The organism is Acinetobacter sp. 1000160 (assembly GCF_000588715.1).
Lineage (GTDB): Bacteria > Pseudomonadota > Gammaproteobacteria > Pseudomonadales > Moraxellaceae > Acinetobacter > Acinetobacter courvalinii.
On sequence record NZ_JFWP02000009.1, the window covers coordinates 15028 to 32555 of the forward strand.

Here is a 17528-nt window from a genome sequence, read left to right on the forward strand (position 1 = left end):
CACATCTAATGCTTGCAACTTGACCGCAACCCGCTTCATACTCAAATTAGCCATATAGATCAGGGAGTTCAAAGATGTTGCATTTACATATTCATCCCGAAAATCCACAGGCACGCTTAATCACACAAGCAGTGGAACGTATTCGTGCTGGGGATGTGGTGATTTATCCGACCGATGCGGCCTACGCCATCGGTTGTCAGATCGGAAATAAAAATGCGATGGAACGTATTGCACAAATTCGTGGTCTGGGGCCAAAGCATCAATATGCCATTATGTGCTGTGACCTTTCTGATATTGCGACCTATGCCAAAGTCGATAATGCCATGTATCGTTTATTAAAAAATAATACACCTGCTGTCACCACGTTTATTTTGCCGGCGACCAGCGAAGTACCAAAACGTTTAATGCATCCGAAGAAAAAAACCATTGGCCTGCGTATTCCTAGTAATCCTGTTGCGCAAGCTTTATTAAAAGAACTCGGTGAACCGTTGCTAACCAGTACTTTAATTTTGCCAGATCAGAAAGACCCACTGGATGATCCATACGATATTGAAAACCAGTTGGGTAAACGTATTGATGTATTTATCGACAGTGGTTTCGGAACCTTATCGACCACCAGTATTGTCGACCTGTCAGGAGAAAATCCTGAAATCGTGCGTCGTGGTGTCGGTGATGTCAGTGCTTTTGAATAAGGACTGACACCCGCTTTCTTCTCCCAAGCTTAGGCATAGGGAAAGTTTGGACATTGCGCCAGAACTTGCTGGGTACTTTGTATTTTCTGGCCAGACATATTAAAAATTTCGATTTCAAATGACAGCCGATCTTCAATTAAAAGCCCATACACCTTGGTTCTTGTGCTTTGTTTAAGCGTCTGAAAGTTTTTTAGAAAGATACAGCTTTGCTGCTGAAGCTGCGCAGCGCTGACCGGGTTATGGCCTTCACCCCGTAATTTCATCTTCACCCTAATCTTCGGGTAGGAATTAACGGCGTGAATATCCATGTTCCACTTCGAAGCCGTCGGGTTGGCGCGATGATTAATCTTGCTGACGATCAATCTGCCTAAATACTGCCTTAACAGTTCTTTTTGAACAGAAGGATTGTTCCAGACAAAAAAACTTCCGATCAGAACAACCGGTAAGGTCAGCATCAGGCTGACAATTATTTTTCTTTTCATTGAAGTGATATACCGCAATATTTCTCATTAAAACGACGAACAACAACTCAGATTTCAAAAAAGTCTGATAACCGCTGTTTCTGGAATCCCTGGGCATCAAAATTTGATGGATTTAACCACTGTAAGTAGCATTGTTGCAGTGCCGGCCACTCCTCATCAATGATTGAAAACCATGCAGTATTGCGGTTACGGCCTTTAGTGATGCGGTCTTGGCGAAATAGCCCCTCATATTGAAACCCGAAGCGTAAAGCCGCTGCTTTAGAGGGTGCATTGCAGTCATCACATTTCCACTCTACCCGTCTAAAGCCCTGTTTGAAGCATTGTTGTAACAGTAAAAATATGGTTTCGGTCGAGGCTTTGGATTTTTTCATCTGATGTGAGTAGTACACATTACCGATTTCAATCGCCCCGTAGTTTAGTCGTGGGTTCAATAGCGCAATCCAGCCCTGAACTTTGCCATCCACTTCAATCAGAAAATGGGTGGATCCCTGAAAGCCAAATAAATCGTCTAAGCATTGTTTTAGTTGTGCTTTGCTCTCTGGCGCAGAATAAGGTAAATAGGTCCAGCATGCCGCATCAGGCTCAGTTTCTACAGCCTGCCAGATTTCACTGGCAGCCTGATCGGAAATTTCACCGTCAATACGAAGCAGTTGAACGTATTGCCCCGTCAGATTTTGCTCAATGGGTAGACAGGGCTGATGATCAATGGCAAAGCCAACACTTTGTCCAAACGGATTTTGTTGCGTTTTTAAATATTTTTTCATGGCAATTTATAATTAAGAAGCAAACATGATTTTCGCTGCTCATTTAAGCATAAGTTTTTTAGCTGACCTAGCTGATCCTACATAAATAGGAAAAATACCCTGAGAAGTTTAAGGTTTTTGTAAGTCAGCAATTTATTAAATTCGGGTTTTCGAGTAGAATGAGCGTGCTCTTGGTAGCATGTGCCTTTCCTGCACAAAAATTATATCTTTTCATGCTTTTGAAAATTCGCGTGGCTTATAACGGTAATGAACCAAATTCTCCCCCAAACTTTGGAGTCCACTCCTTCCATTCGCGTGCTTGACGAGTGGCAAGAAGTCATACCTGAAGATTTGTATATTCCACCCGCCGCGTTTGAAATTCTACTGGAACAGTTTGAAGGTCCTTTAGACTTTCTGATTTACCTGATTCAAAAAAATGGCTTTGATTTATTACAAGTGGATATTTCACCAATTGCCACCCAGTATCTGTCTTATATGGACAGTATGAAATCGTTGAATATCGAACTGACAGCGGATTATATGGTGATGGCCGCGCTTCTGGCTGATCTGAAATCACGTCTGTTATTGCCCAAACCTGCGGTTGTCGATCAATTTGAAAAAGATCCAAAACAGGAATTGATTGACCGTCTGGAAACCTATTTACGCATTAAACAGGCTGCCGAACGATTGGGACAAATGCCGATCTTCGAGCGTGATACCTTTAGTGCCAATGTCAGTCTGGGGCATATTGCACCGATTTATGAAGGCTATGATGTCGCCGCCTTACATGATGCATTATTTTGTGTATTTAACCGCCCTGAACCGGTCACGCATGTGGTGGCACAAGAACCCGTCTTGCTAGAAGAACGGATTGCCTTTATTGAGCGTCAGCTTGCCTTAGGTGAAGCATTGAGTTTTATTGAATTATTAAATCCCCAGCAAGGTCGTATGGGGATGGTGGTGACCTTTATGGCCGTACTTGAACTCACACGTCAGCAAAAAATCCAGATTATTCATACTGGTATTGAAGCTCCGTTGACCATTCAGGGAATTGCCGCATGAGTTTAGAACAGTTAGAACAAAATGAAAGCCTGTCACTTGAAGACATTCATCACGATGTTTTATTACAAATCGAAGCGATCCTGTTCGCCAGTGACTCACCAGTTTCGATTGCCCGTCTAAAAGAAGCCTTTCAAAACCAATATAATAAGCAACAATTGCGGACCTTTGTGCAGCAACTTGCCATGTTGCAGCATGGCCGTTCGATTGAATTGATTGAAACGGCGCAAGGCTTTCGTTTTCAGGTGCGCGCCAAATATCGCAATATCATTGCACAAGTCTGGCCGGAACGTCCGACCAAGTTATCACCCTCATTACTCGAAACTGTCGCAGTGATTGCTTATCATCAACCTGTAACCCGTGCCGATATTGAGCAGATTCGTGGTGTCTCTAATAACAGCCAGATTTTAAGAACACTTTTTGACTGGAACTGGATTAAAGAAGCCGGTTTCAGAGATTTACCCGGAAGACCTGCGTTGTTGATTACAACGCCCCAATTTTTAAATGCTTTTGGTTTAGCTTCGCTAGGTCAATTGCCTCCCCTGCAGAACGCCAAGGAAGCATTCATGGCTCTCGATGCACATGCGCCGAAGTCTTGAGAAGGTGAACTGTTGATCATTATGTCTAAGGTTGTGCTGTCATGAGTGAAAAATTACAAAAGGTTTTAGCGAGAGTCGGGCTCGGCTCGCGTCGCTATATGGAGGAAGTCATTGCTGCTGGTCGTGTCAGTATCAATGGTCGTATTGCCCAGGTCGGTGAACGTATCGAACCAGGTGATGAACTCCGTATCGATGGTCGTAAAGTACAGTTCCAGATTGAAGACGAAATCCGTCGTCGTGTGTTGATTTACTATAAGCCAGAAGGTGAAATTTGCTCACGCAATGACCCTGAAAAACGCCCAACCGTATTTGATCATTTACCTCAAATTGCCAATGACCGCTGGGTCATGGTGGGTCGTCTGGACATCAACAGTACAGGCCTGTTGCTATTCACCAATGATGGTGAACTTGCCAACCGTTTAATGCACCCTTCAAACGAAGTTGAGCGTGAATACGCGGTTCGTGTCATGGGTGAAGTGACACCGCAAATTCGCAACAACATGCTAAAAGGTGTTGAGCTTGAAGATGGCCCGGCGAAATTTGAATCTTTCTCTGAAATCGGTGGTGACGGCATCAACCGCTGGTATCAAGTGGTAGTTAAAGAAGGTCGTAACCGCGAAGTACGTCGTATCTTTGAATCACAAAGCCTGAAAGTCAGCCGCTTGTTACGTACCCGTTACGGCACGGTGATTTTACCGCGTGAATTACGTACCGGTCGCTGGATGGAACTGGATAGAACCGATATCGACAATTTAGCCAAATCAGTCGAGTTAAAACCACGTCAAGGGACTGGTCTATTCGGCATGGCAAAACGTCGTACCGAACGTATGGCAGAAAAGCCGATGGCTGCACGTCGTGGTGGATATTTACGTCAACAGCGCCGTGATGATGAACAAGATCAATCACAGCAACGTTCAGGCGGCAATAGCAACAATAACAATGGTCGTAAAACCATTGGTTTCAACAAAGGCTTTAAAAAGTTTTAAGCCTGAGATCTGAAATAAAAAAACGCTCTGATTAGAGCGTTTTTTTATGACTTGATTTTAATGATGGGCAATCCCTTGCGGAATTGCATTCAATAGTTTCTTGGTATATTCATGCTGTGGATGTAAATACAGTTGATCCGAATTGGCGATTTCAACCAGTTCACCATGATTCATCACCATCACCTGATCTGAAATATATTTCACCACCGATAAATCATGTGAAATAAAGATATAGCTCAATCCAAACTCATCCTGTAGATCCTGCAATAAATTCAGCACTTGTGCCTGCACGGACACATCCAGTGCAGAAACAGATTCATCACAAATCAAAATCTCAGGTTTTAAAGTCAAGCAACGTGCAATCGCAATCCGTTGCCGTTGCCCGCCAGAAAACTCATGCGGATAACGATCATAAGCCTGCACAGGCAAGCTGACACGCTCTAATAATTCCAAGGCAATTTTCTTACGCTCGGCGTCATTTTGACCAATATCATGAATCCGCATCGGTTCCAATAAAATCTGTCCAATGGTAAAGCGTGGATTGAGTGAGGCATAAGGATTCTGGAAAATGATCTGGATCTTGCGTTGGTACTGACAAAACTCTTTCTCGCTCATGGCAAGAATGTCTTTACCGCCAATCAGCGCCTGTCCACCGGTTGCTTCGTGTAAACGCATCAATAACAACCCGATGGTGGTTTTTCCCGAACCCGACTCACCGACCAAACCCAATGTTTTGCCTTTGGCCAGTTGAAAGGACACCCCTTTCACGGCCTGAAACTCCTCTCGTCCCCATAAGCCTTTACGACTATAAAAAGATTTTTTCAGGTCTTTGACCTCTAAAATAATCTGTTCATCCCCGTTCAGACCACGAGAACGTTGTTTGAGATTCAGGTCAGATCGCTGACTCACTTCAACCCATTGTCCATGTTCCTGTTTCATAAAGTCACTAGTCACAGGCAAGCGGTAAGGTCGTGAAGCCAACTGCGGACGACAATGCAGCAAAGCTTTGGTATAGACATCCTGTGGCCGTTCCAGCACTTGCTCAACAGGACCACATTCCCGAACTTCCCCATGCCGCATGACAATCACCTCATCGGCAATTTCCCCGACCAGCGCCAGATCATGGGTAATAAATAACATCGACATCTGGTGGCGTTGTCGTAATGACTCTAGCAAATCAATAATCTGTTTCTGAATGGTGACATCCAAAGCCGTGGTCGGTTCATCCGCAATCAAAAGCTTCGGTTCACAGGCAATAGCCATCGCAATCATGACCCGTTGCTGCTGTCCCCCCGAAAGCTGGCTGGGATAGGCATCAATCTTGGTTTCAGGAGCAGGAATACCAACCTCCCGGAGCAATTCCAATACTCGGGCTCTGGCCTCCTTGCGCCGCATGCCCAGATGAATACGCAGCACTTCGGCAATCTGATCACCGACCGTAAATACCGGATTTAATGAGGACATGGGTTCCTGAAAAATCATGGCAATGTCTTTACCACAAATCTTGCGAATTTCACCTGCTGACAGGTGCAGTAAATCCTTGCTTTCAAACTTGATCTGGCTGCGTTCTGCAATCTGGCTCTGACCTTTTGGCAATAGCCCCATCACCGCCAATGAGGTCACTGATTTACCGCTGCCGGATTCCCCTACCAAAGCCACGGTTTTATTTTTAGGGATCGAAAATGAAATTCCTTTCACGGTTTCAATCCACTGTTTATTTTCGCCTTTAAAGCTGACCCGAAGATCTTGTACTTGTAATAACGGTATTTCATTCTGATGTTGCATATTGTTCTCTCCGCTATTTCAACTTAGGATCTAGTGCATCACGTAAAGCATCGGTAAACATCGAGAATGCCGTGACCAGTATCGCCATTGCCATTGATGCTGCTGCCAGCTGCCACCATTTCCCCAGAATCAGTTCACTTTGCGCTTCATTCAGCATACTGCCCCACGACACCACACCAACAGGCACACCAAAACCTAGGAAGCTCAGAATCACTTCCGATTTGATAAAAGACACCACCAGAATCGAAATCTGTACCAGTGCAATATGACTCACATTGGGAAAGATATGCACAAACATACGGCGTAAATGACTGACACCAATCGCCTTGGCAGCAAGCACATATTCACGCGACTTGTGTTTCATATATTCGGCACGAATCAGACGAAATACCCCAGTCCAGCCCGTCAAACCGAGAATAAGTACAATCGACAGAATCCCTTTTTGCTGGAGTACTGCGGCAATCGCCAAGACCAGCAACAAATAAGGAATCGAGGTGAAAATGTTATAAAACCAGTTCAGAATATCATCGACCCAACCGCCAAAATAACCTGCAATTGCCCCCAGAAAAGTCCCGATCACCACGGCCAGCAGTGCTGACAACAAACCGACCAGAATTGAAGTTTCCGCTCCTTTAATGGTTTTCAATAGGATATCCTGCCCCCATTTATCGGCCCCAAATGGCAAGGTGGTTTTTAACTCCTGCTTTTGTTCAAGCAAATGCCCACCCAGTTGCTGATCAATTTGCTGCATATCTTCCGCCAAAGGATCAACCACACCATAATGATCCACATAACCGCCTTGCTGTTCATTCTGGATCTCGCTGTTGAGCTGGCGGATGACATCTTTTAAGGGATCTACCGGATTTTCTGGCAGCGTTTCGTTAAGCTTCGCCGCTTCCCCAGTTGACGAGGTATCGGCATCTGCGCCTAAAAACGTTGGTGGTGCATAACTGACCGCCACTTCCTTATTCCAGTCCGATGCAATGACACCGGTCATGGATAAGGCCAGCAGGATGAAATAGAACAGCACTACAATAAAGGAAACTACCGCAATACGATCTGATTTCAGTCGCTTTAATGCCAGTTGCCATAATCCTGTTGCAGCCGTTGCTTCGCCAGAAGATGCTTTGCTTTTAAAAATTGTACTTAGCATTGTGCTCTCCTCTACTTCAACTGAACACGAGGATCGAGGAGCTTATAAATCAGATCGGCGATCAGGTTAAAAATCATGGTCATCGCAGCGATATAGACCGTAATTGCCTTGATCACTGGAAAATCGCTACGCTCTACCGCAATAATGATTTCCCGTCCAATTCCCGGGATGCCAAAAAAACGCTCAATCAGGAAGGCACCAATTAACAAAGCCGGTAAACTTGCCATGACTTCGGTCACAATCGGAATGGACGCGTTACGCAGCACATGCACACCCAGTACACGCGATTCGCCCACACCTTTGGCACGAGCAGTACGCACATAATCCTGATGAATCTCATCCAGCACAAAACTGCGATACAGTCGCAAGGTCGGTGCAATACTTACCACCAGCATAATCAGGATCGGTAATAAGGCGTATTGAAACAGGTTTTCACTGAAATGATCACTCCAGCCCTGCACCGGAAACCAGCTCAGTTGATAAGCCAAAACGTACTGGAAGACAATGATATACACCAGAATACTGATCGACATACCAATGGTGCACAGCATCATTACCATACGGTCTGTCAGCGAGCCACGCACGGAAGCAACAGCCAGTGCCAAGATGATTGAAATTACGGTTTGTAAAATCGTCAGTGGGATCAATAGCGTCAGTGATGGCCCTAAACGGGTCAGAATAATCTGTGAGACCGATTCACCGGTACTCCAGCTGACACCATAATCAAAGCTCAGAATTTGCTTGATAAAAATCCATAGCTGTATGTAGTAAGGTTGATCTACGCCCAACTGTTTACGGATGTTTTCGATTTGCTCCGGGTTAGACATCTTTCCTGCCAGAATATATGCAGGATCGCCCCCCACCCAGTTAAATAAAAAGAAAATCAGCAAAATAACACCCAACATGGTCGGGATCATTTGCCATAGTCTACGCACGACATAAGCAAGCATAATGGCAAATCCTTATTTGACCCGTTGACCAGTAATTTCATTAAAAAAAGCTTTGTCATCAGGCTCTCGACCTAAAAAGTCTTTTACCAGTTGGGCTGCATCCTTTTGGCTGCCTTGTGACAGAATGGTTTGACGATAGCGTTGCCCGACGACCGGATTGTTCAGGTTGTCCCCAAAAGCAGACAACATGTCCAGCGCCAGTACTTCAGACCACATATAACCATAGTAGCCCGCCTGATAGCCCATCAAATGCCCGAACTGGCCTGGGAATTCGGTAGTAGGTACATAGCCTAATGCCGTGGCTGACTCCATTTTCTTCCAGACATCCATCGGCTGGACTTTCAAGGCATCGGCACCATGCAAAGCCATGTCGTATTGTGCATACAGGGTCTGACGTGCATAACGCATACCACGTCCATAATTATGGACCGATTTCAAACGGGCAATCAGGGCATCATCCACACGTGGACAAGCTGGATCACAATAATCCGCCACTTTAGTTAAGGTCTCTTTGCGGCGAGCCCACTCCTCATACATTTGTGAAGGCGCTTCAACAAAATCACGCTCTACCGAGGTTCCTGACTGGCCTGAATAACGGGTTTTCGACAGGATGCCATGTAAGGCATGACCAAACTCATGCACAAAGGTTTCAAGCTCATCACTATTTAAACCTTTGCGGTTAAAGTTGGTGACCAGTACAGAAATCGGTTTACGCTTGCTTAAAGTGCTGCCGCCATATACGCCCCACACCGCTGCATGACCATATTTGCCTTCACGCGGGAATTTATCCATATACAGGCCACCCAAGACTTCGCCGGTTTTCTTGTCTGTCACATCGTAATATTCAACTTCATCCTGCCATGTATCGACTTTGGCGGGCTTAAACTCAATGCCATACAGATCTGAAGAAATCGCAAATAACCATTTTTGCGCAGCTAAAGTTGGAAAATAATCACGCAGTTTTTCCTGATCAATCTGGTATTTAGCTTTACGCAGTTTCTCACTCCAATAGCCCACATTCCAGCGATTAATTTCTGTTTTTTCAATCGGCGTGTTTAAGGTTTTGGCTTTAAACGCACGTAGTTCTTCTACTTCTTTTTGCTCGAGTGGTGCCACCACTTTATGTACATCCGTCAAGAAGCTATTCACTGTTTTTGGTGTTTTCGCCATGCGTTTTTTTAAGGCCAGATCAGCATAACTAGCCTGACCAAACAACTGCGCCAGTTCATAGCGCAAGTCGATAATCTGTTTCAGTAAAACCAGATTCTTTTCCGTACCACGACGGGTAAAGGCGGTTTGATAACGTTTACGTGCAGCATCGCTGTCTGCCAGTTCCATGAAAGGCTGATATTCAGGATATTCAAAGCCTAATAAATAATTACCTTTGTCATTTTTCTTTAACCCTGCAATATAACTGTCAGGTAAGCCCTTTAATTCCGCAGGGGTAAATTCCAGTTTTTCCGGATTATCACGGATATTGCGGGAGAACTCTTGCGAAAGTTTGGTCAATTCATCAAAAATCGTTTTCACCCGAGCTCTCTTCTCTGGGGCTAATTGCACCCCAGTATCTTCAAAAGCATCCAGAATATCCTGACGATATTTGCGATCAATGGCATCTGCTGCCGTGGTATTTTTAATGCGCTGATACAGTTTCGGATTCTGATAAATTTCAGTTTGTAGCTGGTTCAATTTGACTTCACAATCTTCAGCAGCTTTACGCAATTTCGCATCCGGATCGACATTGCTATATAAGCTGATCGGTCCGGCAAAATCTTCAAAGCTTGCCATCAGTTGATCCCACTCAGCCAAGACTGGTGCGGCATCAGACTGCTGTTTTACTGTTTGTTTTTCAAGTTGAGCAATACGCTGTTGTAATTTTTCTAAGTTGGCATCACACCATTGCGAACTCGCCGCGGTTTTTAAAATAGGTAAGGTGGTTCTTTCAGCCCAGATATTCTGGCTCATGCCGACGGCCGTCATGGATAACAAAGCCAGACTCGATAATTGCAATATTTTTTTCGCCATTCTTTCTCTCCAATTTAATGTGTTGGTTATTTCTTATCTTGTATATCAATGTACATCCACTCGGCTGGCAAGATAGGATGCTTTTTATAGCCCAGCACACGAGGCTGTGCGACCACAGTCCGATAACGGGTCGAGACGAATTGTACGGGTGAGTAAAACTCTAAAAGACGTGACATTTTGCGATATAACATATCGCGCTCAGGACCATCTTCCAGTTTCAGGGATTGTTCATATAAACGGTCATATTCTGGTAATTTAAAGCAGGTATGATTAGTGGCATGAATATTATTACCATAGAATAACTGCATAAAATTATCGGCATCAGGATAGTCAGCAATCCAGGCAGAGGCTTTAAACATGGTCTTACACTGTTTTTCCGCCTTTAAACCTTCCGCGAAAGGCACAGGCTTGGATACCATATTAATTTTGATATTGCTCAGGTCTTTCTTGAGTAGTTCAGCCATTTGCATACTACGGGCACTGCTGGTGGATGGCATAAACTCAATCACCAGTGGCTTGCCATCAGGCAGTCTGCGCCAGCCATCGGCCCCGACCTTATAGTGATACCGATCCAGTAACAGATTTGCAGCCTTGACCGAATAAGGAATACTGCTTTTATACTCAGGATCATGCCCCGCGACCCCATAAGGAATCGGTGTTTCCAGTTTTTTGGCATTTCCCTTGGCCAGAATCGCAATCATTTTGTCTTTGGAAATGGCCATTGACATGGCACGACGTAATGCAATTTTATCTTTGCCAAAACCACCGACCACCGGATTCTGGATATTCCAGTAAAGATAATCAATCGACGGATCGGGTATACGCGACAACTGGATTCCCTTCTTGGCCAGCTCGGGTTTTAAGCTACCATCTTGCTGTAAGGCTTGTGCAGGCAACTCACCGTCCAGTGTAAATAAATCCAGCCCGTCTTTCTGGAAAGCAAGCCATCCTGATTGTGATTCTTCAATGACACGGATATCAATGACCCCAATCTGCGGCATTTTTTTACCTTGCATCTGCTGGACAATTTTCTGGTCTTCTGGATTGCTGGCCTTAAAATTCCAGGTGAAACCGCGATAATCAGGGTTGGCTTTCAAAATAATCCGTGAACCTGGCGTCCAGTGTGCCAGCACATACGGGCCTGTTCCGACGGGATGCGCCATGGCATAGCCTGTTGTTTTATCCCGATAATGTTCAATCACTTCACGTGCTACTGCCCCTGTCGGTTGATGGGCAAGCAGCATCGGAAAATTATGATTCGGTTCTTTCAGGCGAATCACCAAGGTATAACGATCAGGGGTCTGTAATCCGCTGATCGGCTGATCGTAGTTAAATTTTCCAGTTTTACTGGCCTGTTGAATTAAAGGATCAATCCCGGCAATTTTATCTTCAAATAACCAACTATTCGGTGAGCGTAAATTCGGGTCCAGTAAGCGCTTATAGGAATAGGCATAATCAGCTGCCGTGAGCTCTCGCGGTTTACCCTTAAAGACAGGATCAGCAGCAAAATAAATCCCTTTCTTCAGCCGTATGGTGTAGGTCAGTCCATCCGCACTCACTTCGGGTAAGGCAGCGGCAGTATTAGGTACCAATTGTGCTGGCGATGCCAGATAGTCATAGGTATAGAGGGTTTCAAAGACAGAATATAAAACATGGGCAGAATATAAATCTTGAGTCGCCACGGGATCAAAGCCCGTTTCTGCCACTGGAAAAGCATAACGCAAGACTTTTTTAGGATCGGCGGGGCTTTTGGCTTGTACTGAGCTGAAACCTGAACCTAGGGTCGTCCCCAATACCAGTGCCAGTCCTGCACGCAAAATAGAAATTTTAAAATTTTGCTTCATCGTATACACATCACTTATTTTTGATTTGGTGAAGCAATATCAAGGTATTGCCAATTGGTATTCATAATAGGATGAGCCTTAAACCCCTGAACTTCTGGTTGAATCAACCAGTTGCGAATCCGTGTATCCTGTAAAATCCAGGTATTGTCGGCCTCAATCTGGCGACTCATTTTTTCATAGAATGGCATGCGTTTTTCAGGTGGTTGCTGCATGGCCTGCTTATATAAATTGTCATAAGCAGTAGATTGATAACAGGACTGATTACCGCGTCCAACATTGGGTCCATACAGTAACTGAGTGAAGTTTTCTCCTTCAGGATAGTCGGCATGCCATGCCCCGCTCCACATCATATATTTACACTGTGATGCAGCTTTTAAGTTATCGGCAAAATTACTGACTTTAAAATCGGAACGTATCCCGATCGCATCCAGACTTTTTTTCCAAAGTTCCGAATACATGACTTTTGCCGAACCGGTTTCTGTATTGATTTTTAAGGTCAGCGGCTTTCCATTGGGAAGATTACGATAGCCATCTGCGCCCTTTTTATAACCGAAATGATCCAGCAGTTTATTGGCTAAAACTGGATTGTAGCCAATGCTACTGCGGTAATTGGGATTGTGCCCGCTGACACCTGCGGGGACCAGCATTTCAGCCTTTACCGCCTGTCCCTTGCGTAGTATGCGAATATATTCATTCACATTAAACGACAGGGCGATAGCACGCCTTAATGCCACTTTATCCAGACTATTACCACCCACCAGCGGATCACGCATATTGAACATCGAATAGGTAATTTCAGCCTCTTTATTGGCATACAGGCGAATCCCCTGTTTCTGCATCGCAGGTTTTAACTGATTGTTATGATCTAGTACCTTGGGTATGGCATTTTCTGTGACTTTATCAAAATCCAGTTGTTTGGACTGAAATGCTAACCAGCGCGACTGTTCTTCTTCGATGATGCTGATGTTAACCTTGCCAATTTGTGGCATCTGCTTACCACTCATTTCCTTGACCAGTTGATTGTCCCAGGCTGTACCAGAAGATTTAAAATTCCAGACAAAGCCTCGGTAATCCGGATTGGCAACCAGTTCGATCTTGCTGCGAGGGACATATTTACTCAACATATAGGGGCCGGTACCGACCGGATGCATGGCCAAACGATCTTTATAATATTCAACTACTTCACGTGCTGTTGCACCAAATGAACTATAGGCCAGAATATAAGGAAAGTTATAATCCGGTTGCGTCAGCGTAAATTGAATCGTATATTTATCGAGTGCCTTGATCCCTTCAATCTTGGCATCATAATTAAAATTTCCAGTTTTCTTTGCCTGTTCAATCAGCGCATTGGCACCGACAATTTTATTATCAATAAAAGAAAATGATGAGGCGTGATTTTTAGGATCTAATATACGTTTAATGGAATAAACATAATCTTCAGCCACCAGCTCCCTGCGCTTGCCTTTAAATGCAGGATCATCCGTAAAATAAATCCCTGATTTTATTTTAAAGACATACACTTGCCCATTTTTTTCAATCACAGGTAGGCTTTGTGCAGTTCCTGGCATCAGTTTAACGGGGTCTGCCAGATAATCATATTGAACCAGCCTTTCAAAAATTACATCCGCCACATTCCCGCTATAGAAATTGAAAGTTTTAACCATGTCAAAACCATCATCCGGAGCTTCAAAAGCAACCCGAAGTACCTTATCCGCTTGCGCAGGTGTTTTTGCATAGACATATGGCATGAATGCAAATACACCAGATAAAACGGTGACCGTAAAAAAAATAGACTTCAACTCAATACTCACATCATCGTTTTTTAATAAATACTAGACTTTTGCATAGCATTCAACACCGCTGCCATTTCTCTTAACCTGAATCAGATTTAATTTTTTCATTAAAAAATCATTTACTTGATTTAATTTTACCGTTCGGAAAAATTAAATCGGAAGAAAAATCATTTCCAAGTTAAAAATTACCTTGCTAAATTCATGCCACTTTTCAAATAAAAAATTTGTGATTATTTTCTAACCAAAAACTATGCAAAGCTAAACTAGTTTTCAGGCATCTTAAATAAAAGTAATTTTATGCCAAATCATATTTTTTTATATTATTTCCCATTTCCATGAAATCAGATTAATAAAATACATGTTTTATTGAAATATAAAAGTATTTGCACTAGAAAAAAGCAAAAATAAAACTTTATGATTCATTTTAATGCATCAATAGCAAACTTCTATTTTGTAACTTTATGACAACTTATCCGCACTCATCATTATTTTTAGTTTTTTAATATTTAGTAAAAATATGAAAAGCTTATATATAAAAACTAAAACACTTTTACATAATTTATTCTACATTAAGCGAAATCTAAAACTAGAGCTTGGCACAGGTCTTGCTAAAACGGATTTATCTAATTTTAGAGTGGCAAACCATTTAGGGGTTCAATAAACAATGAAAAAAGCCAACTTCGCTACACCTGACTTCACACAAAAATCGGGCAAAATCATACTCAAACTCAGTACGCTTAGTTTAAGTATGTTGTGTTTAACCATGGCTCACGCTGCTGAGGCCGAGTCACCATCAGAGGAAAAGCCAACCAAAGTCGTAAAAGTTGCGGTTACAGGTTCGTCAATTAAAGGCGTTGCAGCACAGAGTGCATCACCGATTACCATAGTCAAAGTAGACGAAATTCTGAAACAAGGGATCACAACTACAGAAGAAGCACTAACTAAAATTACTGCCAACCAAGCTGGATTCACTACTTCTCAGAATGTTGGTCGTGGTAATACTTCCGGAGCAACAGCAAATTTACGTGGTGTTGGTGAAAATAAAACATTGATTTTACTCAATGGACGTCGTTTAGCAGCCAACGCATTTGATAGTGGGGTGACCAACTTAAATATTATTCCACTTGCCATGCTGGAACGTATTGAGATTGTCCGCGATGGCGCATCTGCAATTTACGGTACTGATGCCATCGGTGGGGTTATCAATTTTATTACTAAAAAACAATTCACAGGACTGAATATTAGTGGTGGATTAACCCAGCCTGAGCAAAAAGGGGGAGATACTCAAGATATGAGTATTTTCGGTGGCTATGGTGATCTAGAAGACAATGGTTTTAATGTTTTCGGTGTCATCGATTACCGTCGTTCCAACGATATTATGGCCAAAGACCGCAAACTGAGTGCCAAAGGAAGCTTAATTCCTGAGATTGGCTTAGATGCACGTAGTACGGGTTCATTCCCTGCTAACTTCTATGATCCAACCAGTAAAATTGGTGGCAATCCTTATGCTGCATCCAATTGTGGAGGTTATGAAGGTACTTCTTCTGAAGATGGCGTATGCTTATTAAACACACAACGTTTAATTGGTATTGTTCCTGAAACTGAAGATATTTCAGCGATGGGACGTCTCACTTATAAATTGAGCGATAGCTTCAATGCGATTGGTGAATATGTCTACGCAAAAAATAAAGTAACGTCTGCAATTGCTCCCGACGTCTATAATGGCAATAACAAAGTAACCATCAGCAACACCAGTAAATATTATCCAGGTAAAGGCATTGTCCCAAATGTCACGGGTATTAGCGGAGGCCCGTTACAACTCTCTTTGCGCTCTCAAGCAGGTAATCGAATCAGTGAATCGGAAAATGAATCACATCGTTTATTTGCTGGAATTGAAGGTGAAGCAGCAGGTTGGGACATTAATGCAGGTATTACTTATGCGCAAAGTAAAGCAGCAGATAGTGCATTAGGCGGTTACTTAGATAAAGCAGCTGTACAATCTGCTTTAGATGATGGCAAATTAAATCCATTTGGGCCCCAAGCAGCTGGAGATGACCCTGAGATTTGGAATAAACTCTCTCTTTCAGGCAAATACAATACTGCTAAATTAGAATCAACAACTGCAGATTTCACTGTAAGTCGTCCAATCTATACTCTCCCAGCTGGTGATGTTGGTTTTGCCTTTGGTGGTAGTTTCCGTCATGACAAATGGAATTCAGACGTAAATTCAGAACTTGCCGAACGACTCCCAAGCGTTGGTGCAGATCCAGATAATCCTAGCCAAGAAGGCAAACGTGATATTAGCTCAGCATTTACAGAGTTCCATATCCCACTACATAAAACTTTAGAAGCACAAATTGCCGCTCGTTATGATAACTATAGTGATGTAGGTAGCACCGTTAATCCTAAAATTGCTTTACGTTGGGAACCGATTAAACAATTAATGCTCCGAACCTCTTACAGTACAGGCTTCCGCGCTCCAACACTTTATGAAATTAATAAAAGTAATAGTAGAACACTCGCACCTGTCAGCGATGATCCTGTGCTATGCCCGAATGGGGTACCAAATGCACAATTAGGTGGAGTAAAAGCTCGGGACTGTGGTCAACAATTTGATCGTATGCAAGGGGGGAATAAAAGCTTAGAACCAGAAAAATCAACTTCTATTACAGCTGGTTTCGTATTAGAACCGATCAAAAACCTGGTGTTCTCTCTAGATTACTACAATGTTGAAATCAGAAATCAAATTTCTGCACTTGATTCTGCTGCCATTTTTGCCGATCCAAACAAGTACCAAGACAAATTCGTACGTAAGACAGATGGTTCAATCGACTATGTCATCACAACCATGCAAAACATGGGAAATATTAAAACAGAAGGTATTGACCTTGGTTTGAATTATCTCACTCCTGTAACTTCTACTGGTCGATTTGGTTTTGGTATTGATGGAACCTATATCACGAAATACGATTACCAAACTGAGAAAGATGGTGAATGGTTTAGCAACCTAGGGGCGTATAAAGATAATAGCCCGATCAGTAATGGTGGGCCAACGATTCGCTGGAAGCATGTTGCAAACCTAAATTGGTACTACGAAAATTGGGCTCTGAACTTCCAGCAACAATTCACAAGTGGGTACAAAGATCAAAACTCTGACAATCTCGCCGATGGCTATAAGAATCATCGTGTAAGTGACTATACCGTTTATAACGTTGCTGGGACTTACAAAGGTTTTAAAAACCTAGATTTAACACTTGGTATTAAAAACCTGTTTGATGAAGATCCAACGGTTTCCAATACAGTCACTAACTTCCAGTATGGTTATGACCCTCGCTTCAGCGATCCAACTGGTCGTACCTACTTCGCCCGTGGCACTTATAAATTCTAATGTGTTTCGCCACTACGACATGATTTTCC

General features: G+C 43.2%; 13 protein-coding genes. 5 read left to right on the forward strand and 8 right to left on the reverse strand.

The window, feature by feature from the left end; genetic code table 11:
- Nucleotides 1-74: 74 nt before the first annotated feature.
- Complete coding sequence (locus tag J699_RS03355) at nucleotides 75-692, forward strand: L-threonylcarbamoyladenylate synthase (RefSeq protein ID WP_004770885.1); 618 nt, start codon at nucleotides 75-77, stop codon at nucleotides 690-692.
- A gap of 29 nt (nucleotides 693-721) precedes the next feature.
- On the opposite strand, the gene J699_RS19850 is transcribed toward J699_RS03355, so the two are convergent.
- Together J699_RS19850 and J699_RS03350 are read right to left on the reverse strand one after the other, a co-directional pair.
- Entirely contained in the window at nucleotides 722-1174 is a 453-nt protein-coding gene (locus J699_RS19850; protein WP_227614496.1) for a hypothetical protein, read from the reverse strand.
- Nucleotides 1175-1221: 47 nt separating this feature from the next.
- On the reverse strand, nucleotides 1222-1938 hold the full coding sequence (locus J699_RS03350; protein ID WP_032867939.1) for a GNAT family N-acetyltransferase: 717 nt from the start codon (nucleotides 1936-1938) through the stop codon (nucleotides 1222-1224).
- A 246-nt stretch (nucleotides 1939-2184) separates the two neighbouring features.
- Here J699_RS03350 and J699_RS03345 point away from each other — a divergent pair, with 246 nt between their 5' ends.
- Genes J699_RS03345 through rluB form a run of 3 tightly spaced genes read left to right on the forward strand, consistent with a single transcriptional unit; the run spans nucleotide 2185 to nucleotide 4561 of the window.
- On the forward strand, nucleotides 2185-2979 hold the full coding sequence (locus tag J699_RS03345; protein WP_032867941.1) for a segregation and condensation protein A: 795 nt from the start codon (nucleotides 2185-2187) through the stop codon (nucleotides 2977-2979).
- Nucleotides 2976-3575, forward strand: a complete 600-nt coding sequence (scpB, locus tag J699_RS03340) for an SMC-Scp complex subunit ScpB (protein WP_032867943.1) — start codon at nucleotides 2976-2978, stop codon at nucleotides 3573-3575. Before J699_RS03345 ends, scpB begins: the two co-directional genes overlap by 4 nt.
- Before the next feature lie 41 nt (nucleotides 3576-3616).
- Entirely contained in the window at nucleotides 3617-4561 is a 945-nt protein-coding gene (rluB, locus tag J699_RS03335; RefSeq protein ID WP_032882957.1) for a 23S rRNA pseudouridine(2605) synthase RluB, read from the forward strand.
- Nucleotides 4562-4618: 57 nt separating this feature from the next.
- Here the strand turns inward: rluB and J699_RS03330 are convergent, their stop codons facing one another.
- Genes J699_RS03330 through J699_RS03305 form a run of 6 tightly spaced genes read right to left on the reverse strand, consistent with a single transcriptional unit; the run spans nucleotide 4619 to nucleotide 14117 of the window.
- Nucleotides 4619-6346, reverse strand: a complete 1728-nt coding sequence (locus J699_RS03330; RefSeq protein WP_032867945.1) for an ABC transporter ATP-binding protein — start codon at nucleotides 6344-6346, stop codon at nucleotides 4619-4621.
- A gap of 13 nt (nucleotides 6347-6359) precedes the next feature.
- Entirely contained in the window at nucleotides 6360-7499 is a 1140-nt protein-coding gene (locus J699_RS03325; protein WP_032867947.1) for an ABC transporter permease, read from the reverse strand.
- Nucleotides 7500-7510: 11 nt separating this feature from the next.
- Nucleotides 7511-8449, reverse strand: a complete 939-nt coding sequence (locus tag J699_RS03320; protein ID WP_032867949.1) for an ABC transporter permease — start codon at nucleotides 8447-8449, stop codon at nucleotides 7511-7513.
- Between the two features lie 12 nt (nucleotides 8450-8461).
- Nucleotides 8462-10474, reverse strand: a complete 2013-nt coding sequence (locus J699_RS03315; protein WP_032867950.1) for a M3 family metallopeptidase — start codon at nucleotides 10472-10474, stop codon at nucleotides 8462-8464.
- 26 nt (nucleotides 10475-10500) lie between these two features.
- The gene (locus J699_RS03310; RefSeq protein WP_032867952.1) at nucleotides 10501-12318 is read right to left on the reverse strand and encodes an ABC transporter substrate-binding protein; all 1818 of its coding nucleotides are present in this window, start codon (nucleotides 12316-12318) and stop codon (nucleotides 10501-10503) included.
- Between the two features lie 14 nt (nucleotides 12319-12332).
- Entirely contained in the window at nucleotides 12333-14117 is a 1785-nt protein-coding gene (locus J699_RS03305) for an ABC transporter substrate-binding protein (protein WP_032868287.1), read from the reverse strand.
- A 658-nt stretch (nucleotides 14118-14775) separates the two neighbouring features.
- Here J699_RS03305 and J699_RS03300 point away from each other — a divergent pair.
- Nucleotides 14776-17499 carry a TonB-dependent receptor gene (locus J699_RS03300; RefSeq protein WP_032867954.1) on the forward strand — a complete coding sequence of 908 codons (2724 nt, stop codon included), beginning with the start codon at nucleotides 14776-14778 and terminating at the stop codon, nucleotides 17497-17499.
- Nucleotides 17500-17528 lie beyond the last annotated feature (29 nt).